General features: G+C 73.4%; 24 protein-coding genes and 1 riboswitch. Of the genes, 6 read left to right on the forward strand and 18 right to left on the reverse strand.

Annotated features, from left to right (window positions below):
• Positions 1–24 precede the first annotated feature (24 nt).
• Entirely contained in the window at positions 25–1,287 is a 1,263-nt protein-coding gene (locus ACN261_RS01930) for a cellulose binding domain-containing protein (RefSeq protein ID WP_425848101.1), read from the reverse strand.
• 250 nt (positions 1,288–1,537) lie between these two features.
• Here ACN261_RS01930 and ACN261_RS01935 point away from each other — a divergent pair, with 250 nt between their 5' ends.
• Positions 1,538–1,705, forward strand: a complete 168-nt coding sequence (locus tag ACN261_RS01935) for a hypothetical protein (RefSeq protein ID WP_204926308.1) — start codon at positions 1,538–1,540, stop codon at positions 1,703–1,705.
• Between the two features lie 98 nt (positions 1,706–1,803).
• On the opposite strand, the gene ACN261_RS01940 is transcribed toward ACN261_RS01935, so the two are convergent.
• On the reverse strand, positions 1,804–2,307 hold the full coding sequence (locus tag ACN261_RS01940) for a DUF6328 family protein (RefSeq protein WP_421483706.1): 504 nt from the start codon (positions 2,305–2,307) through the stop codon (positions 1,804–1,806).
• A 125-nt stretch (positions 2,308–2,432) separates the two neighbouring features.
• Positions 2,433–3,263: an alpha/beta fold hydrolase gene (locus ACN261_RS01945; RefSeq protein ID WP_421483707.1), complete on the reverse strand. Its 831-nt coding sequence runs from the start codon at positions 3,261–3,263 to the stop codon at positions 2,433–2,435.
• Positions 3,264–3,374: 111 nt separating this feature from the next.
• Positions 3,375–3,480, forward strand: a riboswitch (TPP riboswitch).
• A 75-nt stretch (positions 3,481–3,555) separates the two neighbouring features.
• Here ACN261_RS01945 and ACN261_RS01950 point away from each other — a divergent pair.
• The 3 genes from ACN261_RS01950 (at position 3,556) to ACN261_RS01960 (ending at position 6,577) form a co-directional block, all read left to right on the forward strand.
• Positions 3,556–4,146, forward strand: coding sequence for an ECF transporter S component (locus ACN261_RS01950; protein ID WP_421483708.1), 591 nt, complete (start codon positions 3,556–3,558; stop codon positions 4,144–4,146).
• A gap of 33 nt (positions 4,147–4,179) precedes the next feature.
• Complete coding sequence (locus ACN261_RS01955) at positions 4,180–5,607, forward strand: ABC transporter ATP-binding protein (RefSeq protein WP_421483709.1); 1,428 nt, start codon at positions 4,180–4,182, stop codon at positions 5,605–5,607.
• A gap of 169 nt (positions 5,608–5,776) precedes the next feature.
• A complete protein-coding gene (locus tag ACN261_RS01960; protein ID WP_421483710.1) occupies positions 5,777–6,577 on the forward strand; it encodes an energy-coupling factor transporter transmembrane component T family protein in 801 nt (266 codons plus the stop codon).
• 203 nt (positions 6,578–6,780) lie between these two features.
• Here ACN261_RS01960 and ACN261_RS01965 read toward each other — a convergent pair whose 3' ends face one another.
• The gene (locus tag ACN261_RS01965) at positions 6,781–7,032 is read right to left on the reverse strand and encodes a hypothetical protein (protein WP_425848106.1); all 252 of its coding nucleotides are present in this window, start codon (positions 7,030–7,032) and stop codon (positions 6,781–6,783) included.
• A 449-nt stretch (positions 7,033–7,481) separates the two neighbouring features.
• Between ACN261_RS01965 and gndA the strand changes: the two genes are divergently transcribed.
• Positions 7,482–8,927, forward strand: coding sequence for an NADP-dependent phosphogluconate dehydrogenase (gene gndA / locus ACN261_RS01970; RefSeq protein WP_204926303.1), 1,446 nt, complete (start codon positions 7,482–7,484; stop codon positions 8,925–8,927).
• A gap of 243 nt (positions 8,928–9,170) precedes the next feature.
• Here the strand turns inward: gndA and ACN261_RS01975 are convergent, their stop codons facing one another.
• The 3 genes from ACN261_RS01975 to recO form a co-directional block, all read right to left on the reverse strand.
• Entirely contained in the window at positions 9,171–9,356 is a 186-nt protein-coding gene (locus ACN261_RS01975; RefSeq protein ID WP_357024099.1) for a hypothetical protein, read from the reverse strand.
• A gap of 70 nt (positions 9,357–9,426) precedes the next feature.
• Complete coding sequence (locus ACN261_RS01980; protein ID WP_421486895.1) at positions 9,427–10,203, reverse strand: isoprenyl transferase; 777 nt, start codon at positions 10,201–10,203, stop codon at positions 9,427–9,429.
• 32 nt (positions 10,204–10,235) lie between these two features.
• The gene (gene recO / locus ACN261_RS01985) at positions 10,236–11,162 is read right to left on the reverse strand and encodes a DNA repair protein RecO (RefSeq protein WP_425848108.1); all 927 of its coding nucleotides are present in this window, start codon (positions 11,160–11,162) and stop codon (positions 10,236–10,238) included.
• Between the two features lie 102 nt (positions 11,163–11,264).
• Here recO and ACN261_RS01990 point away from each other — a divergent pair, with 102 nt between their 5' ends.
• On the forward strand, positions 11,265–12,041 hold the full coding sequence (locus ACN261_RS01990) for a DUF4097 family beta strand repeat-containing protein (protein WP_421483712.1): 777 nt from the start codon (positions 11,265–11,267) through the stop codon (positions 12,039–12,041).
• Positions 12,042–12,057: 16 nt separating this feature from the next.
• On the opposite strand, the gene ACN261_RS01995 is transcribed toward ACN261_RS01990, so the two are convergent.
• From ACN261_RS01995 to hrcA, 11 genes are all read right to left on the reverse strand, one after another.
• A complete protein-coding gene (locus ACN261_RS01995; RefSeq protein WP_421483713.1) occupies positions 12,058–13,140 on the reverse strand; it encodes an acyltransferase family protein in 1,083 nt (360 codons plus the stop codon).
• Between the two features lie 131 nt (positions 13,141–13,271).
• On the reverse strand, positions 13,272–14,168 hold the full coding sequence (gene era / locus ACN261_RS02000) for a GTPase Era (protein ID WP_421483714.1): 897 nt from the start codon (positions 14,166–14,168) through the stop codon (positions 13,272–13,274).
• Positions 14,165–14,551, reverse strand: a complete 387-nt coding sequence (locus ACN261_RS02005) for a cytidine deaminase (protein WP_204926297.1) — start codon at positions 14,549–14,551, stop codon at positions 14,165–14,167. The genes era and ACN261_RS02005 overlap by 4 nt, the downstream gene beginning before the upstream one ends.
• Positions 14,544–15,923 (reverse strand): hemolysin family protein, encoded by a 1,380-nt coding sequence (locus ACN261_RS02010; RefSeq protein WP_204926477.1) that lies wholly within the window; start codon positions 15,921–15,923, stop codon positions 14,544–14,546. Before ACN261_RS02010 ends, ACN261_RS02005 begins: the two co-directional genes overlap by 8 nt.
• Positions 15,899–16,372, reverse strand: a complete 474-nt coding sequence (gene ybeY, locus ACN261_RS02015) for an rRNA maturation RNase YbeY (RefSeq protein ID WP_088644390.1) — start codon at positions 16,370–16,372, stop codon at positions 15,899–15,901. The genes ACN261_RS02010 and ybeY overlap by 25 nt, the downstream gene beginning before the upstream one ends.
• A gap of 18 nt (positions 16,373–16,390) precedes the next feature.
• On the reverse strand, positions 16,391–17,446 hold the full coding sequence (locus tag ACN261_RS02020; protein WP_421483715.1) for a PhoH family protein: 1,056 nt from the start codon (positions 17,444–17,446) through the stop codon (positions 16,391–16,393).
• A 255-nt stretch (positions 17,447–17,701) separates the two neighbouring features.
• Complete coding sequence (locus ACN261_RS02025; protein WP_421486896.1) at positions 17,702–19,042, reverse strand: serine hydrolase domain-containing protein; 1,341 nt, start codon at positions 19,040–19,042, stop codon at positions 17,702–17,704.
• Between the two features lie 68 nt (positions 19,043–19,110).
• Positions 19,111–19,470 carry a histidine triad nucleotide-binding protein gene (locus ACN261_RS02030; protein WP_088644388.1) on the reverse strand — a complete coding sequence of 120 codons (360 nt, stop codon included), beginning with the start codon at positions 19,468–19,470 and terminating at the stop codon, positions 19,111–19,113.
• A gap of 361 nt (positions 19,471–19,831) precedes the next feature.
• Entirely contained in the window at positions 19,832–20,566 is a 735-nt protein-coding gene (locus ACN261_RS02035; protein ID WP_421483716.1) for a 16S rRNA (uracil(1498)-N(3))-methyltransferase, read from the reverse strand.
• 252 nt (positions 20,567–20,818) lie between these two features.
• Positions 20,819–21,964, reverse strand: a complete 1,146-nt coding sequence (dnaJ, locus tag ACN261_RS02040) for a molecular chaperone DnaJ (protein WP_425853550.1) — start codon at positions 21,962–21,964, stop codon at positions 20,819–20,821.
• 74 nt (positions 21,965–22,038) lie between these two features.
• Positions 22,039–23,061, reverse strand: coding sequence for a heat-inducible transcriptional repressor HrcA (gene hrcA / locus ACN261_RS02045; protein WP_204926294.1), 1,023 nt, complete (start codon positions 23,059–23,061; stop codon positions 22,039–22,041).
• Between the last annotated feature and the right edge of the window lie 25 nt (positions 23,062–23,086).

The following is a 23,086-nucleotide window of genomic DNA, read 5'->3' on the forward strand; positions in this document are numbered from 1 at the left end:
CCGGGGTCGCCCGACCGTACGCCGTCAGCGCAGGTAGGCCGCGAGGCCGAGCTGCTGGTTACGCAGGGCGGTGGCGACCACGCCGGCGATCTGCCGGGCCCCGGCCGTCTCGAAGTGGGTGTGGTCGGCGCAGAAGAACGCGCCCACCGCGCCCGAGTTGTAGTCACCGTTGTTCGGGCACAGCTTCAGCGTGTTGTAGAGCGTGTAGCTCAGCTTGTGCAGGTCGATGACGGGGACGTTGTTGGCCCGACCCGCGTCGAAGGTCTCGGTGAGGAAGCCCCGGTTGCCCACGGCGGTGCTACCCGAGCAGGTGATCGCGGCGGCCGGGGTGAGGAAGATCGGGTACGCGCCGCGCTGCTGGGCCGCGCGGGCCATCACGCCGAGCAGTTCCTTGTAGCGGGCCGAGCCGACGTGCCGGTTGCAGGTGGTGCTGCCGTCGTTGATGCCGAACTGGATGAACAGGTAGTCGCCGGCCTTCATCCCACCGTTGGCGTTGAGCATCGCCTGCCAGCGGGTCGAGTAAGTCTGCGGGTTGACCACGCACTCGCCGGCCGCGTTCATCGTGGTGGTGACGTTGGGGTCGTACAGCCAGGTCTGGATGCTGCGCCCGCCGACCGCACTGTTGACCACGGTGGCGTTGCCGTTGAGGTACTGGCCGAACTGGTTGCCCCAGCCCACCGGGCAGGCCCCGCTGGACGACGGGTTGGCGACCGTGGAGTCCCCCGCCAGCCACACGGTGACCCGCGGCTGCGTCGTGGGCGTCGGGGTGGGGGTCGGCGTCCGGGTCGGGGACGGGGTGAGGGTGGGGGTGGGGGTGGGCGTCGGGGTGGGCGGGGTGGACGGCGGCGGGCAGGGGGTGACGGTCGGGGTCGCGCCGGTGCAGGAGACCCCGTTGAGCGCGAACGCGGTGGGCACCGGGTTGGCGGTGGTCCACGCGCCGTTGAAGCCGAAGCTGACGCCGGCACCGTTCCCGATGGTGGCGTTGTAGCCGACGTCCGTGGCGCTGACCGCCGTCCCACTCTGGGTGACGGTGGCGTTCCACGCCTGGCTGACCCGCTGCCCGCTGGCGAATGCCCAGGTGAGCGTCCAGCCGGTGAGCGGGTCACCGAGGTTGGTGATGGTGACGTCCGCGCCGAAGCCGCCCTGCCACTCGCTGGTGACCTTGTAGTCGACCCGGCAGCCGGTGGCCGCCGCGGTGGCGTTGCCCGCCGCGACCGCCACGCCGCCCGCGAGGACCGCCAGTGTGATCGCGCCGAGTCCGGCGATCCGTCGCCGCGCTGCTCTCATGATCTGCTCCTAGTCGCCGGTGCCGGGCCGGCGTCGCCCGCCCCCATCTGGACGGCCGCCCGAGCCCCGCGACGATGGCCGCACCCGGGACGAGAGGAGGCAAAAATCGATGTTACTCGATATCAAACTGCTCTCCCACCTCCGCCCGGCCGGACCGGCACACCGGGTGGGGCCGCGCCCAGCCGCACCCGGCCGTAGCCGGCCGTGCTCGGTCGTCGGGCACCACGACCGGCTCGTCTAGGGTGGTGCGGTGCTCTACTTCCTGATCGTGATCGCCGTGCTGCTGCTGGCGTACGCCGCCGTGCTGGTCAGCTTCGTCCGGCGCGGCCGCAAGATCCCGCCGCAGGCGTACCTGGTGCTGGCGCTGCTCAACGGGCTCATCCTGGCGGCCGTGCTGGCCTGGGCCATCGCCCGCTGACCCGCCGGCGGCAGCGGGGCCGGGGGTCCACCCCGGCCGCCGTCGGCCCGGGTGGACCCCCGGCCCACCGCACTCGTCGCACCACCCGACGAACGGGATCAGTCGCCGCTCAGCACCACCGGGTCGTCATCGTCGTCGTCGATGTCGTCCTCGCCCCAGTTGCGCCGGGCGAACGGCAGGATCACCCAGAAGGTCAGGAACCACAGGCCGGTGATCACGGTGAGCACCACGGCGATGCCGGTGTCGAGCACGAAGTCGGCGATCAGCAGGACCGCGCTCACCATCGCGACCAGCATGAAGGCCAACCCACCGGAGGCCATCCGGTGGGCGAAGCGGACCAGTTCCGGCTTGCGGCCCTGGCGGAACAGCGCCCGGTGGAAGGCGACCGGCGAGATGATCATCGCGGTGGCCGCGGCGGCGGACAGCAGGGCCAGGATGTAGACGTCCCGCTGGAACTCGCTGGTCCGGGTGAACCCGTTACTGAACGGCAGGGTCAGCAGGAAGGCGAAGAGGATCTGCACGCCGGTCTGGGCGACCCGCAGTTCCTGGAGCAGATCGGCGAAGTTGCGTTGCCATCGCTGCTTCTCGGATTCCTTCGACACGCGTTACCTCCGGTTCAGACGGTACGACCGACGGGGGCACCCCCGTCGGCAGCAACGCCTGTGCCCGATCCGCAACCGCCCGAAACCGATTCACGAACCCCGATCGGGCCGCTCCGCCGACAGCGTCAGGCCGACCCGCGCACCCGGGCCAGAATCGCCTCGGCCAACGGGCCCGGCGCCTCGTCGGGAATCCAGTGGGTCACCCCGGGAAGCACCACGAACCGGTACTCCCCCGACACGTGCCGGACGCACGCCTGCGCGGCGGCCCGCCCGATCGCCACGTCCCGGTCACTCCACACGTAGCTGGTCGGCACGCCCACCGGACCGACCGCCTTCATGTCCCGCCCCGACATCGCCCGGTACCAGTTCAGGGCCCCGGTCAACGCGCCGGGGGTCCGCAGCGGCCCGGCGTACCCGGCCACCCGGGCCGGGTCGCCGACGCCGGACAGCAGCCGGCGCAGCACCACCCCCCGCCCGGCCAGCAGCACCTTCTCCGCCAGGCCCGCCCGGCGGAACAACGCCATGTACGCCGAGCGCGCCCGCTGCCGGCGGTCGGTGGCCAGCGCGTACCCGAAGGCGGCCGGATGCGGCACCGAGACCGCGGTGAGGGTACGCACCCGCTCCGGGTGCCCTGCGGCCAACGCCCAGGCGACGACCGCGCCCCAGTCGTGCCCCACCACGTGCGCGGCCTCGACGTCCAGCGCGTCCAGCACCGCCACCGCGTCGGCGACCAGTTCCGGCAGCCGGTAGTCGGCCACCTCCGTCGGGCGGGCACCGGGCGAGTAACCCCGCTGGTCGGGTGCGTACGTGCGCAGCCCGGCGGCGTGCAGGGCGGGCACCACCGCGTCCCACTCCCCACCGTGCTGGGGGAAGCCGTGCAGCAGCAGCACCACGTTGCCGCCCTCCGGGCCACCGGCCCGTACGTCGAACGTCAGTCCCCGCGCCGCCACCCGCATGATCGTCAGCCTACCCAGCGACCCGGACCCCCGCCCGGGCGTCGAATGCCGGGAACCATGACCTGCTGGGCCGTTGCCGCAGGTCGGTGCTAGCGTCTGCCGAGACAACTTCACATCCGACAGGGGAGCGCACAGCGCTGAGAGTGCGGGCACCGCCCGCAGACCCTCGAACCTGATCTGGGTAATGCCAGCGCAGGGAGTTCGGTCGACCTCCAGCCGCGCCGCCGTCCGGCTGCCGCCGGGCGCGGCGTGCGTCTTCTCCTGGTTCGATCGCTGGACTGGGAGCACCGACATGCAGCACACCACCACCAACCGGTGGCGCACGATCGACATCGTGGTCGCCGCCGTGATCGCCGTGGCCTTCGGGGTCATCTTCTGGGCCTGGGGCCTGGTCTGGAAGGCCGTCGACCCGGTATTCGCCGCCGCACCGGCCAGCCAGGCCGTGATGTACGGGGTGTGGCTCGTCCCGGCCGTGCTCGGCGGCCTGGTGATCCGCAAGCCGGGGGCGGCCCTGTTCTGCGAGGCCGTCGCCGCCACCGTCTCCGCGCTGCTCGGTGCGGAGTGGGGTGGCGTCACCATCGTCCAGGGCCTGATCCAGGGCCTCGGCGCGGAACTGGCCTTCGCCGCGTTCCGCTACCGGACGTACCGGCTGCCGGTGGCGGTGCTCGCCGGGGCGATGACCGGGCTGAGCGCCGCCCTGTTCGACTTCTTCGTCTGGAACGCCGAGTACGCCCTGGTCAGCTACCGCCTGCCGTACGCGGCACTGACCGTGCTCAGCGCCGCCGTCGTCGCCGGGGTCGGCGGCTGGTACCTGACCCGGGCGCTCGCCGAGACCGGGGTGCTCGACCGGTTCCCCGCCGCCCGCGACCGCAAGCTCGTCTGACCCCGCGGTGGCGAGCGGGGAGGGGTCGGTGGCGTGGCCGGGGTGAGGCTGGTCGGCTTCGGCTGGCGGCACGCCGGGCGGCGGGCCTGGGCGGTACGCGGGGTCGACCTGCGCATCGACCACGGGGAACGGGTGCTGCTGCTGGGGCCGTCCGGGGCCGGCAAGAGCACCCTGCTCGCCGCGCTGGCCGGGCTGCTGCCGGCGGACTCCGGCGAGCAGGAGGGCACCGTCGAGATCGACGGCCTCGACCCGACCAAGGCCCGTGAGCGGGTCGGCACCGTCTTCCAGGACCCGCAGTCCCAGCTCGTGATGGCCCGCTGCGGCGACGACGTCGCGTTCGGCCTGGAGAACCGGGGGGTACCCGGCGACGAGATCTGGCCCCGGGTGGACGAGGCGCTGCGTCGGGTCGGTTTCCCGTACCACCGGGACCGGCCCACCGCGGCGCTGTCCGGCGGCGAGCAGCAGCGGCTCGCCCTGGCCGGCGTGCTGGCGCTGCGGCCGGGGCTGCTGCTGCTCGACGAGCCCACCGCCAACCTCGACCCGGCCGGCGCGGACCTGGTCCGCACGGCGGTGGCCGGCGCGTTGGACCCCGACACCACCCTGGTCCTGGTCGAACACCGGGTCGCCGACGCCCTCCCCCTGGTCGACCGGGTGGTGGTGCTCACCCCCGGTGGTGGGGTCCGGGCCGACGGGACCCCGGAGGCGGTATTCGCCGCGCACGGGGCCACGCTCGCCGCCGAAGGGGTGTGGGTGCCCGGCCACCCCACGGTGACCCGGCGGGCCGCCGGGCCGCCCGACGCGGAGTTGCTCACCGCCGACCGGCTCGGCCTGCCGCCCCGACTGGCCCCCACCGACCTGGCCGTACGCGCCGGCGAGGCGCTCGCCGTCCTCGGCCCGAACGGGGCCGGCAAGTCCACCCTCGCGCTGCTGCTCGGCGGCCTGCTCCGCCCCGGGGCCGGCCGGCTGACCGCCACCGCCGCCCTGGCCGACGGGGACACCCGTACGCCCCCGCACCGGTGGCGGGCCCCCGCCCTGGCCGGCCGGATCGGTTCGGTCTTCCAGGACCCGGAGCACCAGTTCGTCACCCGTACCGTCCACGACGAACTGGCCCTCGGCCCGCGCCGGACGGGTCGCCCCGAACCGGCCGTCCGGGCCACCGTGGACGAGCTGCTGGAGCGGCTGCGGCTGACCCGGCTCGCCGGGGCCAACCCGTACACCCTCTCGGGTGGGGAGGCCCGGCGGCTCAGCGTGGCGACCGCCCTGGCCACCGCGCCCCGGCTGCTGATCTGCGACGAACCCACCTTCGGCCAGGACCGCCGCACCTGGGGTGAGCTGGTCGACCTCTTCGCCGACCTGCGCGACGCCGGACACGGCGTGGTCACCGTCACCCACGACGGGGACTTCGTCGCCGCGCTCGCCGACCGGACGGTCACCCTGCGCCCCGCCCGGGAGCAGCCGTGACCGCCCCGCTCCCCCGCACCGCGCCGGCGGCGGCCGTGGGCCACCCGGCCGCACCCGACGGGGTCGGCCGAATCCCGCTCGGGACGACGGTGGGCCATCCCACTGCGGCCATCCCACGCGGAGCGACCGTGGGTGGGCCGGTGCCGCACGCCGGGCGGCGGAGGCGGGCATGATCGGGCTGGAACCCGTCGCGACGCCCGGTGCGCCACTGGCCCGGCGCAACCCGGTGGCGAAGCTCGCGGCCGGGCTGGTCTTCTCGTTCCTGCTGGTGGCCAGCCTCGACCCGGTCGCGCCCGCAGTGGCGATCGCCATGGAACTGGCGCTGCTGCCGCTGTTCGGCATCCGCTACCGGGTGCTGGCCCGGCGGGCGTGGCCGCTGCTGACCGGTGCCGTCGGCATCCTGGTCACCCTGGTGCTGTTCGCCGCCGACCGTTCCGGCCGGGTGCTCTGGGAGGCCGGACCGCTGCTGGTCACCTCGGGGGTGCTGGTCACCGCGTTGGGACTGGTGTTGCGGATGCTCGCGGTCGCCCTGCCCGGGGTGATCGTCTTCGCCACCACCGACCCGACCGACCTGGCCGACGCGCTGGTGCAGAACGCGAAGGCCCCGGCCCGCTTCGCCATCGGCGCGCTGGCCGCGTTCCGGCTGGTGCCGCTGCTCGGTCAGGAGTGGCAGATGTTGACCATGGCGCGCCGGGCCCGGGGGGTGGACGCCGGCCGTAACCCGCTGGCCCGGCTGCGGCTCTTCGCCGCCACGGCGTTCGCCCTGCTGGTGGGGGCTATCCGGCGCGGCAGCCGGCTGGCGGTGGCGATGGACGCCCGGGGCTTCGACGCCGGCACCCCGCGTACGGTGGCCCGCCGCCAGGTGTTCCGCCCGGCCGACTGGCTGCTCGTCGCCGGAGCGGCCGCCCTGGCCGGCAGCGCCCTCGCGGTCAGCGTCGCCCTCGGCACCTTCCGCCCCCTGATCGGCTGACCCACCCACCCGGATTCCCGCCCCACCCGACCGCCCACCCGGCCCGCCGGAGCGGCAGGCCGCCGGTGCAATTGAGCCGAAACAGCGGTATCCGAGGGCTCGGATACCGCTGTTTCGGCAATCTGGCGTAACGGGACCCCGGCCGAGGCGGGACCCCGGCCGAGGCGGGACCCCGGCCGAGGCGGGACCCCGGCCGAGGCGGATCAGCTGCGGCGGAAGGCGTACCGCCGGTTCTGGCCCTGGGCGGTGGTGGAGCCGGCCCGGACCGACCGGCCCGACCGCGACGGCGGTGGGGGCGGCGTCGGCCGGGCGGCGTCGGCCGGGTGGGACGACGCGACGGCGAGGGGAACCGGGTGCGCGGGCGTCACGGTGAGTGCCGCGAGCGCCGTCGGGTCCACCTCCACCGGGGACGGTACGGGACGACGGGACTTCTTCGGACTGCGCTTGGCGGGCATACGCTGCCTCCTGACGAGGTGCGGAGGGCCGCCCTGCCGCGCGGACGGCGGGCGGGCGGTCGACGGACGGGATCGGCTCCGGACGGCCGGCCACGGGTCATCCCGCTGCGGGGAGGAGTGGGATACGCGGACGCCCGAGCACGCGGACCCGCGGCCACGGCGGCGGGTCGGCTCTGGAGAGAAGGCGTCAGATGCGCATGCCGTCACGCTAACCCACCCCCACACCCGGCGCACCCGGTTTTTCCGACCCCATCGCGGCCGAACCCATCGCGGCCGGGCCCCATCGCGGCCGAAACCGTCGCGGCAGTCCCTGTCGCGCCCGACTACGGCGGCCCCCGTCGGACGGCCGCGACCACCCTGTGACACTGGGTGGACGGCGGCCTGCCGGCCCTCGCGGGCGCGCGATACGGTCGCAGCACACAGGTGACGTGAGAGGTGGCGGGTACGAGATGACGCAACAGGCGACGGCGCAGATCGGCGTGACCGGGCTGGCGGTGATGGGTCGCAACCTGGCCCGCAACCTGGCCCGGAACGGGTTCACCGTGGCGGTGCACAACCGCTCCCCGGAGCGCACCCGCAGCCTGGTCGCCGAGCACGGCGACGAGGGCACCTTCGTGCCGTCGGAGTCCCTGGCCGACTTCGTCGGTTCGCTGGAGCGGCCCCGCGCGGTGATCGTCATGGTCAAGGCGGGCGCCCCCACCGACGCCGTCATCGACGAACTGGTGCCGCTGCTGGAGGAGGGCGACATCGTCGTCGACGCCGGCAACGCCCACTTCGCCGACACCCGCCGCCGGGAGGAGACGCTGCGCGAGCACGGGCTGCACTTCGTCGGCACCGGCGTCTCCGGTGGCGAGGAGGGCGCGCTGCTCGGGCCGAGCATCATGCCCGGCGGCTCGGCGGAGTCCTACCAGAAGCTCGGGCCGATGTTCGAGAAGATCGCCGCGCAGGTGGACGGTGTCCCCTGCTGCCAGCACGTCGGCCCCGACGGTGCCGGCCACTTCGTCAAGATGGTCCACAACGGCATCGAGTACGCCGACATGCAGCTCATCGCCGAGGCGTACGACCTGCTGCGGGCCGGGCTGGGGGCGACCCCGGCGGAGATCGCGGAGATCTTCCGGGAGTGGAACACCGGCGAGCTGGAGTCGTTCCTCATCGAGATCACCGCCGACGTGCTGGCGCACACCGACGCCGCCACCGGCAAGGCGTTCGTCGACGTGGTGCTCGACCAGGCCGAGCAGAAGGGCACCGGCCGCTGGACGGTGCAGATCGCCCTCGACCTGGGCATCCCGATCACCGGCATCGCCGAGGCGACCTTCGCCCGGTCGCTGTCCGGGCACGCCGGCCAGCGCGAGGCGGCCCGCCGCACCTTCGGCGACGCGGGCGAGAAGTGGCAGGTCGAGGACCGGGACGCGTTCGTCGAGGACGTCCGCCGGGCACTGCTGGCCAGCAAGATCGTCGCGTACGCGCAGGGCTTCGACCAGATCCGGGCCGGCAGCCGCGAGTACCACTGGGACATCGACCTGGGCGGCACCGCCACCATCTGGCGGGGCGGCTGCATCATCCGGGCGCGCTTCCTGGACCGCATCCGGGAGGCGTACGACTCGCAGCCGGAGCTGCCGACGCTGCTGGTCGCGCCGTACTTCGCCGACGCGGTGAGCGACGGCGTGCCGAGCTGGCGTCGGGTGGTGGCGGACTCGGCACGGGCCGGCGTGCCCACCCCGGCCTTCTCCTCGTCGCTCGCCTACTTCGACGCGCTGCGCGCGGAGCGGCTGCCGGCGGCCCTGATCCAGGGCCTGCGGGACAACTTCGGCGCGCACACCTACCACCGGATCGACCGGGAGGGCGCGTTCCACACCCTGTGGGCTACCGCCGACCGCTCCGAAGTGGCCGGCTGACCGGCCTGTCGATGCCGGTGCGGTGTCCACACCGCACCGCACCCGGGCGGCCGGTCCGCCCGGGGCCGTAAAGGCATGACGAGCGCCCCGCCGTTCCGGTGCAGACCGGAACGGCGGGGCGCTTCTCACGACCGGGGCCGGCGCGGGTCCACGATGCTCCGGGCCGACCGGTGAGCGGCGGGTTCGGCGTTTCCGCCGGGCCCGTCGCCGGGGCTCAGCGGCGGGCGCGCGACCGGCCGACCGTCACCAGAACCGGCGACGGCGGGCCTTCTGCGGGCGCAGCACGTCGGCGCCCCGGCTCAGCATCCGGCTCACCCCGCTGGGGCCGCGACGGGCCTCCAGGGTGTGGCTCAGCCGGCGGGCGCCCGCCGCGGCCAGCGGCACGGCGACCGCCATGACCGCCCACTGTGCGATCCGCTTCTGAATCATGAGTGCTCACCTCCGCGATTGGCTGCTCACCAGGGGATACCCCGACGGGGAGATCACCAACCGTGGCCGGTCAGCGCGGCGGGGCGACCGGGTTGGGCAGCGCACCGCCGAACCGGCGGTCCCGCTGGGCGTACAGCTCGCACGCGTACCACAGGTGGCGGCGGTCGAAGTCCGGCCAGAGGGTGTCCAGGAACACCAGCTCCGCGTACGCCGACTGCCAGAGCATGAAGTTGGAGATCCGTTCCTCGCCGGAGGGGCGCAGGAAGAGGTCGACCTCGGGGACCTCCGGGTGGTAGAGGTACTTCGCCACGGTCTTCTCGGTGATCCTGTCCGGGTCGAGCCGACCGGCGGCCACCTCCCGGGCGATCGCGGCGGCGGCGTCGGCGATCTCGGCCTGGCCGCCGTAGTTGACGCAGAACTGCAGGGTCAGCGTCGAGTTGCCCCGGGACATCTCCTCGGCGGTCTGCAACTCGGCGATGACGCTCTTCCACAGCCGGCCCGCCCGCCCCGACCAGACCACCCGGACGCCCAGGTCGACGAGCTGGTCGCGGCGGCGGCGGATGACGTCCCGGTTGAAGCCCATCAGGAACCGGACCTCGTCCGGCGAACGCCGCCAGTTCTCGGTGGAGAAGGCGTACGCCGACAGGTAGGGCACGCCCAGCTCGATCGCCCCCTCCACGGTGTCGAAGAGGCTGAACTCGCCCTGCTCGTGGCCCTTGGTGCGGGGCAGGCCGCGCTCCTTGGCCCAGCGGCCGTTGCCGTCCATCACCACCGCGACGTGCTTCGGCAGCGCCTCGGCGGGCAACGCCGGTGGACGTGCCCCCGACGGGTGCGGGGTCGGCGGCACCGGCTCCCGCCGGCCGGACCTCAACGATCGGATCACTCGGTCATCTCCCTGTCCACACCCTCCACACCGACCCGGGGCGGCAGCACCCGGCCACCCGGCGCACCGCCGTCGTCATCGGTCGGACCACCGCCCACCGCTGCACCGCCCACCGCTACACCGGCCACCGGGCCGGTGTCCGGCGCACCGGTCGGCGGGCCACCCCGGTCGACCAGCGGCAGCGAGCGTAGCGCGCGCTCCAGGTGCCACTGCAGGTGCGCCGCGACCAGGCCGCTGCACTCCCGGCGTACCCCGGTGGCGGTGGCGTCGGCGACCTGCCAGTCGCCGCTGGTGAGGGCGGACATCAGGTCGATGGTGGCCGGCGCGGGGTGGGCCGCGCCGGGCGGCCGGCAGTCCGGGCAGACCGCGCCGCCCGCCGGTACGGAGAACGCCCGGTGCCGTCCCGGGGTGCCGCAGACCGCACAGGCGGTCAGTGCCGGCGCCCACCCGGCGAGGCTCATCCCGCGCAGCAGGTAGGCGTCGAGCACCAGCGTGGTGGCGTGCTCCCCCAGGGACAGCGCCTTGAGCGCGCCGAGGGTGAGCTGGAACAGCCGCAGCGACGGTTCCCGCTCCACGGGGGTGAGGCGTTCGGCCGTCTCCGCGATCGCGCTCGCCGCCGTGTACCGGGGGTAGTCCCCGAGGAAGCGCCTGCCGTACAGGTCGATGCCCTCGACCTGGCTGACGCTGTGCAGCGAACTGCCGGTGTTGCCCTTCGGGTCACCGGCGAGCTGGAGGTCGACGTGCCCGAACGGTTCCAGCCGGGCACCGAACTTGCTGGTGGTACGGCGTACCCCCCGGGCCACCGCGCGTAGCCGGCCGTGCCGGCGGGTCAGCAGCGTGATGATCCGGTCGGACTCGCCCAGCTTCTGCACACGCAGCACCACCGCGTCGTCGCGGTAGAGCTGTCGGCGGTACCCGGCCATCGGGTCATTCTCTCTCGGGGTGGGAAATCAGGGTCGGATCGGGGTGGGTGGGCGCTGCGCCCCGGATGTGCGCCGGGGTGCGGCGGTCGTAGGTTGCTGGTCATGGCACTTCCCCGCAGCGTGGTCGCCCTGGGCGCGACCGCCGCCCTCATCCTCGTCACCGGGTGCGACACACTGGCGTTCCGGCGGCTGGACTTCGACACCACCGAGGCGGCGACGATCGCCCGGATCACCGTCCGGCCCGGTTCCGGGGACGTCGTGGTGCGGGCCACCGGCCCCGCCACCGGGGTACGCGTCAAGCGGGTGCTCCGCTACCAGGGTGACCAGCCCGACACCACGTACCAGGTCACCGGCGACGAACTGGTGCTGGACACCGGCTGCGGCCCCCGCTGCTCGGTGTCGTACGAGGTGACCGCCCCGCCCGGGGTGCGGGTGCAGGGCGAGACCGGCTCCGGTGACGTCGAGCTGGCCAGGATCGGGTCGGTCGACTTCTCCCTGGGCTCGGGCAACCTGCGGATCGCCGACGCCAGCGGCCCGGTGCGGGCCGAGACCGGCTCGGGCAACATCGAGGTGCTCAACGTCACCGGCCCGGTCGACCTGCGGGCGTCCTCCGGCGACGTCACCGGCACCCGGCTCGGTGGCGACGTCTTCGCCGAGACCGACTCCGGCAACATCACGCTCCTGCTGAGCGCCGCGGCCTCGGCACGGGCCCACGCCGGCAGCGGGGACGTCGAGCTGACGGTGCCGGCGGGCCGCTACCGGGTGAAGTCGAACGTCGGCTCGGGGGAAGCCGAGATCGGGGTCACCAACGATCCGGCGGCGTCGCTGGTGCTCGACCTCGAGACCGGCAGCGGGAACGTGACGGTCGTACAACGCTGAGGCGTCCCGGCGTACCTCACCGGGCCCTGGCCCCGGCGGCGTCGGCCCCGGCCGCCCGGGGGGCCGGGACGACGGGCGTCGCCGGCACCTGTCGGGGCGGCCGCCGGCCGGGGACCAGCTCGGGACGGCGGCGGGCCGCCACGTCCTCGACCCAGCCGACCAGCAGGGTCACCACACCGACCAGGAGGAAGACCAGCACCACCCGGATCGCCAGCCCCCACGGGTCGCGGGGGGACCAGCCGACCAGCCCGACCAGCGGGGTGAGCGCCACCACGAAGGGCATGTGCCACAGGTAGATGGTCAACGCGCGTCGGTTCGCGATCGTCACCAGCCGGCCGACGATCCGGTTACGGTCCACCCAGGCGGCAGCGGTCGGGGCCCGGCCGATGACGACCAGGATGAACGCCGCCGACCACAGGGCGTTGCCCAGCGGGATGTCGTTGAGGTCGTAGCCGCGTGGCCCGGGGTGGGTGAGGATCCAGCCGGCGCCGGCCCCGGCCAGCAGCAGCGCCGCCGGCACCAGCACCCGGCCGGCCAGCCGGCGCAGCAACCCGTCGTGGTGGGCGAAGCCGAGCAGCCAGGCACCGAAGTACAGGCCGAAGTGGTGCGGCACCGCCGAGGTGGTGGTCAGCAGGCCCGCCTCGATCGCGATCAACAGCAGGTAGGGGGCGGCCAGGGTGGGCAGCGGGGCCCGGCGGAACAACCACAGTGCCACCGGGGAGGCGAGCACGAACCACAGGTAGTCCCGCAGGTACCAGATCGGGCTGAGCGCGAGCCCACCCCAGTAGTTGGCCGGCGGGTCGGTGATGGGAAACAGCCACAGCACCACCCGGGGGGTGAACACCAGCCCGGTCAGCAGCATCGCCGGGACGAAGACCGCCGCCACCACCCACAGCGAGGGCAGCAGCCGGCGCAGCCGACGCCCGACGGCGGGCACGCCGGAGCGGTCCAGCGACGCCGCCATCAGCGACCCGGCCAGGGCGAACATGACCGACATGGCCGGGAAGACCAGCGTCAGCGAGGCCAGCCCGGTGACGTGGTAGACCACGACCCGGACGATGGCCAGGAACCGGAGCAGATCCAGATATCGGTTACGCATCAGGCTGCATCTATGTGGGGGGCGGGATGAACGTCCCCTACCCTGCGCACCCGACCTGTGAAACAGCTGCTAATCGGTGCCTGACGTGAAACTTCCCATATCAGGGTCGGAATTCCACCAGGCGCACGGGATCAGAAACCCAGCTTGCGCAACTGCTTCGGATCGCGCTGCCACTCCTTGGCGACCCGGACGTGCAGGTCCAGGTAGACCCGGGTGCCGAGCAGCTCCTCGATCTGCTTACGGGCGGTGGTGCCGACCTCCTTGAGCCGACTGGCCCGGTGGCCGAGCACGATCGCCTTCTGGCTGGGCCGCTCGACGTAGACGTCGGCGTAGATCTTCATGAGCTGACCCTCGGGGATCATCTCCTCCACCACCACGGCGATCGAGTGCGGCAGCTCGTCGCGGACCCCCTCCAACGCCGCCTCCCGGATCAGCTCGGCGACCAGCACCTGCTCCGGCTCGTCGGTGAGCATGTCGTCCGGGTAGAGCTGCGGCGACGGCGGCAGGTGGCCCGTCATCACGTCGACCAGGGTGTCCACCTGGTGTCCGGAGACCGCGCTGACCGGCACCACGGCGGCGAAGTCAGCCAACTCGCTGACCGCGAGCAACTGCTCGGCCAGCCGCCGCTTGTCCACCAGGTCGGTCTTGGTGACCACGGCGAGGACGGTGGCCTTCAACGCGCTCAGCTCGCCGCTGATGAACCGGTCACCCCGGCCCACCGGCTCGTCGGCCGGAATGCAGAGGCCGATCACGTCGACCTCCGTCCAGGTGGTGCGCACCAGGTCGTTGAGGCGCTCGCCGAGCAGGGTGCGCGGCCGGTGCAGGCCCGGGGTGTCCACCAGGACCAGCTGCGAATCCGGCCGGTGCAACACGGCCCGGATGACGTGCCGGGTGGTCTGCGGCTTGTTGGAGGTGATCGCGATCTTGGTGCCGACGATCGCGTTGGTCAGGGTCGACTTGCCGGCGTTCGGCCGCCCGACGAAACACCCGAAACCCGCACGGTACGGGCGCTGCTCCACGCCTGTCACTCGATCACCGTGCCGAGCACCGTGCCGTCCGGCGCGGCCACGTGGATCGGCGCGTCGGCGGACAGGTCCCGTACCGCGGCGTGCCCCGCCCCGTCCAACGTCGACGCCTCGGTCACCACCACCGCCGCCTCCAGCCGGCTCGCCCCGGCCGCCACCGCCGACGCCACCGCGAGCTGCAACGCCGTGACCGTCAACGAGGGCAGCGCGACGCTCGCCGCCGCGTACGTCCGGCCGTCCTGGTCGCGGACCGCCGCGCCCTCCACCGCGGCCACCCGGGCACGGGCACCACGGGCCAGCACGACCAGCTTGCCGTCCTCGGCGCTCAACTCGGCCGGATCGGACGGGGTGGGCCGGGCGGCCGGCTCGACGGGTGTCTCAGGCATCGGCGGGTTGCCTCTCCTCGGTGCTGTGCTGACTGTCAGGGGAATCGGGTCCGTCCGACGGCACCCGGCTGACCAGCACGCTGTCTATCCGGTTACGTCGGCCGGTGGTGCCCTCGGCGACCAGTTTGAGGCCGGCCACCTCGGCGTCGGCACCCGGGATCGGCACCCGCCCCAGGGCCTGCGCCAACAGGCCACCGACCGTCTCCACCTCGTCGGTGGGCAGCTCGGTGTCGAACAACTCGCCCAGGTTCTCCACCGGCAGCCGGGCGGTGACCCGCACCGCGCCGTCGGCCAGGTGTTCCACCGGCGGGCGCTCGACATCGTACTCGTCGGTGATCTCGCCGACGATCTCCTCCAGGATGTCCTCGATGGTGACCAGGCCGCCGGTGCCGCCGTACTCGTCGACGACGATGACCAGGTGGTTGCGGGCGGCCTGCATCTCCGACAGCAGGTCGTCGACCGGCTTGGACTCCGGCACGAACGTCGCCGGCCGCATCAGCTCGGCCACCGGCGTCTGGTGGGCCCGCAGGTCGCCGCCCCGGGTACGCCGGATGAGGTCCTTGAGGTAGAGCACACCGAGCACGTCGTCGACGCTCTCGCCGATCACCGGGATGCGGGAGAAGCCGGAGCGCAGGAACAGCGCCAGCGCCTGGGAGAGGGTCTTGCCCTCCTCGATCCACACCATCTCGGTACGCGGCACCATCACCTCCCGGGCGATGGTGTCGCCGAGCGCGAAGACCGAGTGGATCATCTGGCGTTCGCCGTGCTCCACCACCCCCCGCTGCTCGGCCAGGTCGACCAGCTCCCGCAGCTCGACCTGGGTGGCGAACGGCCCCTCCCGGAAGCCGCGCCCCGGGGTGACCGCGTTGCCGATCAGGATCAGCAGCGAGGCCAGCGGGTTCAGCGCCCGACCCAGCCAGCGCACCAGCGGCGCCACCGCCCGGCCCACCGCGTACGCGTGCTGCCGGCCCAGGGTGCGCGGGGCAACCCCCACCACCACGAAGCTGACCACGGTCATCGCCCCGGCGGTCACCAGCGCCGCCCGCCAGCCCGCGCCGAAGCTGTCCACCGCGACCAGGGCGACCAGGGTGGTGGCGGTCAGCTCGGCGAGCAGCCGCAACAGCAGCAACAGGTTGAGGTGGCGGACCACGTCACCGGCGACGGCCTGGAGGGTACGCGCGCCGCGCGCCCCGTCGCGGGCCAGCTCCGCGGCGCGGGCCGGGGAGACCGCGGCCAGCGCGGCCTCGGTCATCGCGATCAGGCCGGCGAGCACCACCAGGCCGGCCGCGAAGAAGATCAGCTGAAGATCGGGAAGGCCGGCGGTCGGACCGGCCGCGACTATGTCCATCACCGGGACCGGGTCGACCGCCAGCTGGCCAGCAGCCGGGCCTGGAGGGCGAACATCTCCCGCTCCTCCTCCGGCTCGGCGTGGTCGTAGCCGAGCAGGTGCAGCACCCCGTGCACGGTGAGCAGGTGCAGCTCGTCGGCGGCGCTGTGCCCGGCGGTGGCCGCCTGCTTGGCCGCCACCTCCGGGCAGAGCACGATGTCGCCGAGCAGCGCCGGTTCACCGCCGGCCGGGGCGCTCTCCCCCGGGCCGTGGTCGACGCTGCCCTCGTCCATGGGGAAGGCGAGCACGTCGGTGGGGCCGTCGCCGCCCATCCAGCGATGGTTCAGCTCGGTCATGTAGCCGATGTCGACAAGCAGCACGGACAGCTCGGCGAGCGGGTTGACCCCCATCTCGTCGAGGGCGTGCCGGGCCACGGCGAGCACCGCGTCGGTGTCGACCTCGGCACCGGACTCGTTGGCGATCTCGATGGACAACTGTCTTCCTCTGATTGGTTAGCGGCGTCGGCCGGCCCGGCCGCCCTGGGCGGTCCGCCCCGGCACGGCGTGCACGGCCTGCGCCTGCTGGTTCTCCCGCTCGTCCCAGCGGGCGTACGCGTCGACGATCTCACCGACCAGCCGGTGCCGGACCACATCCGCGCTGGAGAGCTGCGCGAAGTGCACGTCCTCGACATGGCCCAGGATCTCCCGGACGACCCGCAGCCCGCTGGCCGTCCCGCCGGGAAGGTCCACCTGGGTGACGTCACCGGTCACCACGATCTTGGAACCGAAGCCCAACCGGGTGAGGAACATCTTCATCTGCTCGGGCGTGGTGTTCTGCGCCTCGTCCAGGATGATGAACGCGTCATTCAACGTCCTACCCCGCATGTACGCCAGCGGTGCCACCTCGATGGTGCCGGCGGCCATCAGCTTCGGGATGGACTCCGGGTCGAGCATGTCGTGCAGCGCGTCGTAGAGCGGGCGCAGGTACGGGTCGATCTTCTCGTTCAGGGTGCCCGGCAGGAAGCCCAGCCGCTCGCCCGCCTCGACCGCCGGACGGGTCAGGATGATCCGGCTGACCTGCTTGGCCTGGAGCGCCTGGACGGCCTTCGCCATCGCCAGGTAGGTCTTGCCGGTGCCGGCCGGGCCGATGCCGAACACGATCGTGTTGGCGTCGATCGAGTCGACGTACGTCTTCTGCCCCAGCGTCTTGGGGCGGATGGTGCGCCCGCGCCGGGAGAGGATGTTGAGGGTGAGCACCTCGGCGGGCCGCTCGGTGCCGCCCTGTTCGAGCATGCCGACGGTACGCCGGACAGCGTCAGTGGTCAGGGTCTCGCCTTTCTCGATCAATTCGAGCAGCTCGCTGAAGAGGCGCTCGGCGAGAGCATTGTCCGCGGGCGCGCCGGTGATGGTGATCTCGTTGCCGCGAACGTGCACGTCGCTGGTGACCGAACGTTCGACGAGTCGCAGGATCTCGTCGCCCGCGCCGAGCAGGTTGACCATGATCTTGGCGTCGGGAACCGTGATCCTGGTCTGCACCCGGGGCGGGCCGGGAGGTGGGGTGCCGGTCATAGGTCGGGCCGTGGGGCCCTGCGCCACCTGCTTCCATCTCGCGCCGTGCCCTGCTGGCGCGGCGTGCGGACGATACTCCCATCGTATCCGCTCGGCCCCGGCGGCACCGCGTCAGTTTTTCCCGCCTGGCGGGACAGGGCGGTCGTACCCGTCTCCCGGCCCCGTGTCGGCGGCCGGCGTCGGGCCGGGAGCCGGCGGGTCGGGCACGGGAGCCGGATCGGGCCGGCGGCCGGCGTCGGGCCGCAGTCAGCCCGGTCAGGCCCGGAAGTCGTACCGGTCGAAGGTCTCCTGGCGGCGGGTGAAGCGGTAGGTGGCCCAGTGCATCGCGACCACCGTCCCGTCGGCGTCGCGGGTGAGCCGCAGCAGCTCCCCGACCTCCCGCCCGGAGACCGTCCGGAACACGTCCGGCGACGGCGACGTCGGCGCGAACACCGCCGGGGGCCGCCCCGCCGGATCGTCCGCGCCCCGGGCTCGCAGCGCCCCGTCGTGCCAGGAGAAGACGTACTCGAACCCCTCGCCCCACCAGCGACCCAGCACCCCGCGCAACGGGCCGGGCGCCCCCGGGCCCGGCCGCCACGGCACGATCTCCGCCGGGTCGTGCTCCGCCGAGGCGGCGAGCAGCCGGTGCGGCAGTTCCAGCACCTCGGCGGCGGTGCCGGAGGAGGCGAGCACCGCGCAGCCCATCGCGCCGGGGGTGCCGTCCCCGCCGCGCCGGCCGTAGACGCCGGCCAGGAACCCAGGCATCGCGCCGTCGTGCCCCACGTGCACCACCCGGTCCGGGAACGGGACCATGATCAGCCCGAGCCCGAAGCCGGCCCTCCAGGCCGTCTCGTCGGTGGTGGTCACCGGCCAGCGCATCTCGTCCAGCGTCGTCGCGGCGAGCACCGCCCCGGTCGGGTCCAGCGCGGCCGGATCGGCCAGGAACGCCGCCCACCGGGCCATGTCCGTCGCGGTGCTCCACAGCTGGCCGGCCGGCCCGACCGCCCCGAAGTCGGTCGGCGGCTCCGGGTGCGCCTCGTCGGAGTACGCGTCGACCAGGAAACCGGTCACCGCCTGCGGCCCCGGGTCGACCGAGGTGTCAGCGAGCGCCAGCGGGGTGAGCACCCGGTCGGCGAGCACCTCGGCCCAGGTGCCGCCGCGCAACGCGCCGACCAGCCGGCCGAGCAGCGCCATGCCCAGGTTCGAGTAGTGGTAACGGCGGCCGGTGGGCAGCACCCGCTCGGCCCGGACCAGGTCGGCGACCAACTCGTCCACCTGCGGCGCACGCAGCGTGTCCCAGACGTCGCCGTACGGCTCGCGTTGCAGCCCGGCGGTGTGCGAGAGCAGCCGGCGTACGGTCAGGTCGCCGTGCGCGGGCAGGTCGAGGTGCCGGCCCAGCGGGTCGTCCAGGTCGAGCAGCCCGTCGTCGCGGCACTGCAACACCAGCACGGCGGTGAAGGTCTTGGTGACCGATCCGATCCGGAACCGGCTCGCCGGGCCGAGCACGGTGTCGTTGCCGGTGCCGCCGACCTGGAAGCTCCAGAGCGGACTGTCGGCCCGGTGCAGCGCCACCGCCAGGGCGGGCACCCGGGCCTGGGCCTGGGTGCCACGGACCATCCGTTCCAGCCGACGCCGGGTGGATGCTCCCTGGCCGTCCGGGTCGGGTTCCGGGTCGACCGTCGACGTCACACCAGGTCCCGGGCCAGCATCGGGCCCAGGGGCGCGCCGCCGAGCAGGTGGGCGTGCACGTGGAAGACCTCCTGGCCGCCGTACGGGCCGGTGTTGAACATCAGCCGGAAGCCGTCACCGGTCAGCCCCTCGTCCTCGGCCACCGCCGCCGCCGTGGCCAGCACCTCGCCGGCCAGCCCCGGGTCACCCTGACCGAGCGTCGCCACGTCGGCGTAGTGCTCCTTGGGGATGATCAGCACGTGCACCGGCGCCTTCGGCCCGATGTCACGGAAGGCCAGGGTGGTGGCGGTCTCCTTGACGATGGTGGCCGGAATCTCCCCGGCGACGATGCGGCAGAACAGACAGTCGGCTCCCATCCCCCCACTCTAAAGACCACCCCTCCCCCACCCGCCCCTCCCTCCCCCTCGTCTCCGCCTCGCCCTTCCGCCCCTGCCCTGCCCTGCCCCGGTGATCAAGAGGTTTGCGTCAATCCCGGCCCGCCGATGACGCAAACCTCTTGATCACCGGCCACACCGCCGGGGACGGTGCTAGGAGACGGCGTTGAGGGGCGGTGATCAAGAGGTTTGCGGCGGGAATCGGGCTGGGGGATGACGCGAAGCTCTTGATCACCGGGGGCAGGGCGGGAGCGGACGGGGCAGGTGGGGAGGGTGGGGCGGGTGGGGAGGACGGGCGGGCGGGGGCGGGTAAGGCGGGGGGTGGGAGGGCAGGGAGAGGGGGTCACCAGCGGGAGAGGCGGGTGGCGAGGACGGCCAGGGCGGCGGGGCCGGCGGTGGAGGTGCGCAGGACCGAGGGGCCCAGGCGTACCGCGCGGGCGCCCGCGTCGGTGAAGGTGGTCAACTCGGTCGGGGCGACGCCGCCCTCGGGCCCGACGACCAGGACGATCTCGCCGGTGCCCGGCAGGTCGACGGTGGTGAGCCGGTCGTCGGCCTCCTCGTGCAGGACGAACGCCGCGCCCGCCCCGGCGATCCGGCGGGCCACCGCGGCGGTGGACTCGTCCGGGGCGCCGGCCACCACCGGCAGCCAGGCCCGGCGGGCCTGTTTGGCCGCCTCCCGGGCCGTCGTCACCCACTTCTCCCGGGCCCGTACGCCCCGGTCGCCGCGCCACTGCGCCACCGAGCGGGACGCCGCCCAGGGCACGATCTCGTCCACCCCGACCTCGGTCATCGCCTGTACGGCCAGCTCACCCCGGTCGCCCTTGGCGATGCCCTGCACCACGACCAGCCGGGGGACGTCCGCGTCGACGTACCCCCGGGAGGTGACGGTGAGGTCGAGGGCGCCCCGGCCGACGGCGGTGACCACGGCGGTGGCGGTGCCGCCCCGCCCGTCGGCGAGCAGCAGTTCCTCGCCGACGCGCAGCCGTTGCACGGTGGCGGCATGGTGCCCCTCGGGGCCGTCCAGGGTGAACTGGTCGGCAGGGGGCAGCGACTCGACCAGGAACAGCGGTGCGGACACGCCGATCAGGCTAACCGGCCGGGCCGGCCGGGAAGCCACCCGGGACGCCGACCCCACCGGCACGAGACAGGCCGGCACGCCCCCGACCGGCCCGACACACGGCACGGCACGGCCCGACCAGGACGAGTCGACCGACCCGAGACCGTCGAGCACGGCTCGACCGGGACGAGATCACCCGGCACGAAACCGGCCGCAACACGACCGACCGGAACAAGCCGACCAGGATGAGACCGGTCGGAACGGCCCGACCGGTCAGGCGTGGCCGTTGAAGGCGTCGCGCATCCGGGAGAAGAAGCCGCCCTGCTTGCTCAGCTCGGCGACCTCCTCGCCCCGGGTCTTGGCGAAGTCCCGCAGCATCTTCTCCTGGTCGGCGTCGAGCTTGGTGGGGGTACGCACGTCGAGGTGGACGTAGAGGTCGCCCCGCCCGGTGCCGCGCAGGTGCGGTACGCCCCGGGCACGCAGCCGCAACGTGCTGCCCGGCTGGGTGCCGGCCTTCACGTCGAGGTTCTCGTCGCTGTCCAGCGTCTTGATGGTGAGCCGGGTGCCCAGCGCGGCGGCGGTCATCGGCACGGTGACCCGGCAGTGCAGGTCGTCGCCCTTGCGGGAGTAGACGTCGTGCGGCCGCTCGTGGATCTCGACGTAGAGGTCACCGGCGGTGCCGCCACCCGGGCCGACCTCGCCCTGCTGGGCGAGCCGGATGCGCATGCCGTCCTCCACGCCGGCCGGGATCTTGACGGTCAGCGAGCGGCGGGTCCGCACCCGGCCGTCGCCGGCGCAGGTCGGGCAGGGGTGCGGGATGGTGGTGCCGTAGCCCTGGCAGACGGTGCACGGCCGGGCCGAGACGACCTGACCGAGGAAGGTGCGCTGCACCGACTGCACCTCGCCCCGGCCACCGCACGCCTCGCAGGTCGCCAGGTGGGTGCCGGCTGCGGTGCCCGCCCCGGAGCAGGTGGTACAGAGCACGGCGGTGTCGACCGTGATCGGGGCCTCGACGCCGAACGCGGTCTCGTGCAGGTCCAGTTCCAGCCGCAGGATCGCGTCGGCCCCGGGCCGGGTCCGTGGCCGTGGGCCACGGGCGCCACCGGCCGCGCCACCGAAGAAGGCGTCCATGATGTCCTGGAAGCCGACGAACGGGCCGGCCCCGCCGGGACCACCCGGGCCGCCGGCGCCCCCGCCGCCCGGGGCGAGCGGGTCGCCGCCCAGGTCGACGATCTGCCGCTTCCGGTCGTCCGAGAGGACCTCGTACGCGGCGTTGATGTCCTTGAACTTCTCCTGTGCCTCCGGGTCCGGATTGACGTCCGGGTGGAACTGCCGCGCCAGCTTGCGGTAGGCGCGCTTGATCTCGTCGTCGGAGGCTTCCCGGCTCACGCCGAGAATGCCGTAGTAGTCCCTGGCCACTGCGTTCCGTGTCCTCATGTTCGTCTCGCGTTTGCGCCGGTCGGCGGCCGGAGCCGGCCGCCGGCCCTGACTGGTCAGTTCTGGGCCAGCAGCTCGCCCACGTAGCGTGCCACGGCCCGCACCGTGGCGATGGTGCCGGGGTAGTCCATCCGGGTCGGGCCGAGCACGCCCAGCCCGCCGACGATGGTGCTGCCCGGGCCGTACCCGGTGCTGACCACCGAGGCGGCACGGAGATTGTCGACCTCGTTCTCGTCGCCGATCAGCACCCGGGTGGTGCTCGGCTCCGCCTCGCCGATCAGCTTGAGCAGCACGACCTCCTCTTCGAGCGCCTCCAGGATGGGTCGCAGCGAGCCCTGGAAGTCGAGCAGGCCACCCCGGGTGAGGTTGGCGGTGCCGGCCAGCGCGAGCCGCTCCTCGGTGCGCTCGACCAGGGTCTCCAACAGCACGGTGGACAGGGTGGTCATCGCGCCGCGCAGGTGTGGAGCACTCTCGTCGACCAGCGCCTGCACCAGCGGCGGAGTGTCGGACAACCGACTCCCGACCAGTTTCTCGTTGACCAGCCGGCGCAGGTCGAGGACGTCGTCGGCGGGGACCGGCGCGGCCAGCTCGACCAGCCGCTGTTCGACCCGCCCGGTGTCGGCGATCATGACCAGCATCAGCCGGGTGGTGGAGATCGGGACCAGTTCCAGGTGGCGCACCGACGAGCGGGCCAGCGACGGGTACTGCACCACGGCGACCTGCCGGGTGAGCTGCGCCAACAGGCGTACGGTGCGGTGCACCACGTCGTCGAGGTCGACCGCGCCGACCAGGAAGCGCTCGATGGCTCGGCGTTCGGCCGGGCTGAGCGGTTTGACCCGGGAGAGCCGGTCGACGAAGAGGCGGTAGCCCCGGTCGGTGGGGACCCGGCCGGCGCTGGTGTGCGGCTGCCGGATGTAGCCCTCCTCCTCCAGCACCGCCATGTCGTTGCGGACGGTCGCCGGGGAGACCCCGAGCTGGTGCCGCTCGACGAGCGTCTTGCTGCCGACGGGCTCCTGCGTGGCGACGTAGTCCTCGACGATCGCCCGCAGCACGGCGAGTTTGCGGTCGTCGAGACCCATCTCCCACCTCCTGACGCACGTCGTT

This window comes from Micromonospora sp. WMMD723, from assembly GCF_049863385.1.
Classification (GTDB): Bacteria; Actinomycetota; Actinomycetes; order Mycobacteriales; family Micromonosporaceae; genus Micromonospora; species Micromonospora wenchangensis.

Coding starts and splice junctions, on each gene's coding strand:
- ACN261_RS01960 (WP_421483710.1), top strand. CDS start 5,777: ATGATCGGGCTGGAACCCGTCGCGACGCCCGGTGCGCCACTGGCCCGG.
- ACN261_RS01965 (WP_425848106.1), bottom strand. CDS start 7,032: ATGCCCGCCAAGCGCAGTCCGAAGAAGTCCCGTCGTCCCGTACCGTCC.
- ACN261_RS02030 (WP_088644388.1), bottom strand. CDS start 19,470: ATGGGAGCCGACTGTCTGTTCTGCCGCATCGTCGCCGGGGAGATTCCG.
- recO (WP_425848108.1), bottom strand. CDS start 11,162: ATGGCCGGGTACCGCCGACAGCTCTACCGCGACGACGCGGTGGTGCTG.
- ACN261_RS01945 (WP_421483707.1), bottom strand. CDS start 3,263: ATGCGGGTGGCGGCGCGGGGACTGACGTTCGACGTACGGGCCGGTGGC.
- gndA (WP_204926303.1), top strand. CDS start 7,482: ATGACGCAACAGGCGACGGCGCAGATCGGCGTGACCGGGCTGGCGGTG.
- ACN261_RS02025 (WP_421486896.1), bottom strand. CDS start 19,042: ATGGTCCGTGGCACCCAGGCCCAGGCCCGGGTGCCCGCCCTGGCGGTG.
- ACN261_RS01930 (WP_425848101.1), bottom strand. CDS start 1,287: ATGAGAGCAGCGCGGCGACGGATCGCCGGACTCGGCGCGATCACACTG.
- ACN261_RS01975 (WP_357024099.1), bottom strand. CDS start 9,356: ATGATTCAGAAGCGGATCGCACAGTGGGCGGTCATGGCGGTCGCCGTG.
- ACN261_RS02020 (WP_421483715.1), bottom strand. CDS start 17,446: ATGACCGGCACCCCACCTCCCGGCCCGCCCCGGGTGCAGACCAGGATC.
- ACN261_RS02005 (WP_204926297.1), bottom strand. CDS start 14,551: ATGCCTGAGACACCCGTCGAGCCGGCCGCCCGGCCCACCCCGTCCGAT.
- ACN261_RS01990 (WP_421483712.1), top strand. CDS start 11,265: ATGGCACTTCCCCGCAGCGTGGTCGCCCTGGGCGCGACCGCCGCCCTC.
- ACN261_RS01950 (WP_421483708.1), top strand. CDS start 3,556: ATGCAGCACACCACCACCAACCGGTGGCGCACGATCGACATCGTGGTC.
- hrcA (WP_204926294.1), bottom strand. CDS start 23,061: ATGGGTCTCGACGACCGCAAACTCGCCGTGCTGCGGGCGATCGTCGAG.
- ACN261_RS01995 (WP_421483713.1), bottom strand. CDS start 13,140: ATGCGTAACCGATATCTGGATCTGCTCCGGTTCCTGGCCATCGTCCGG.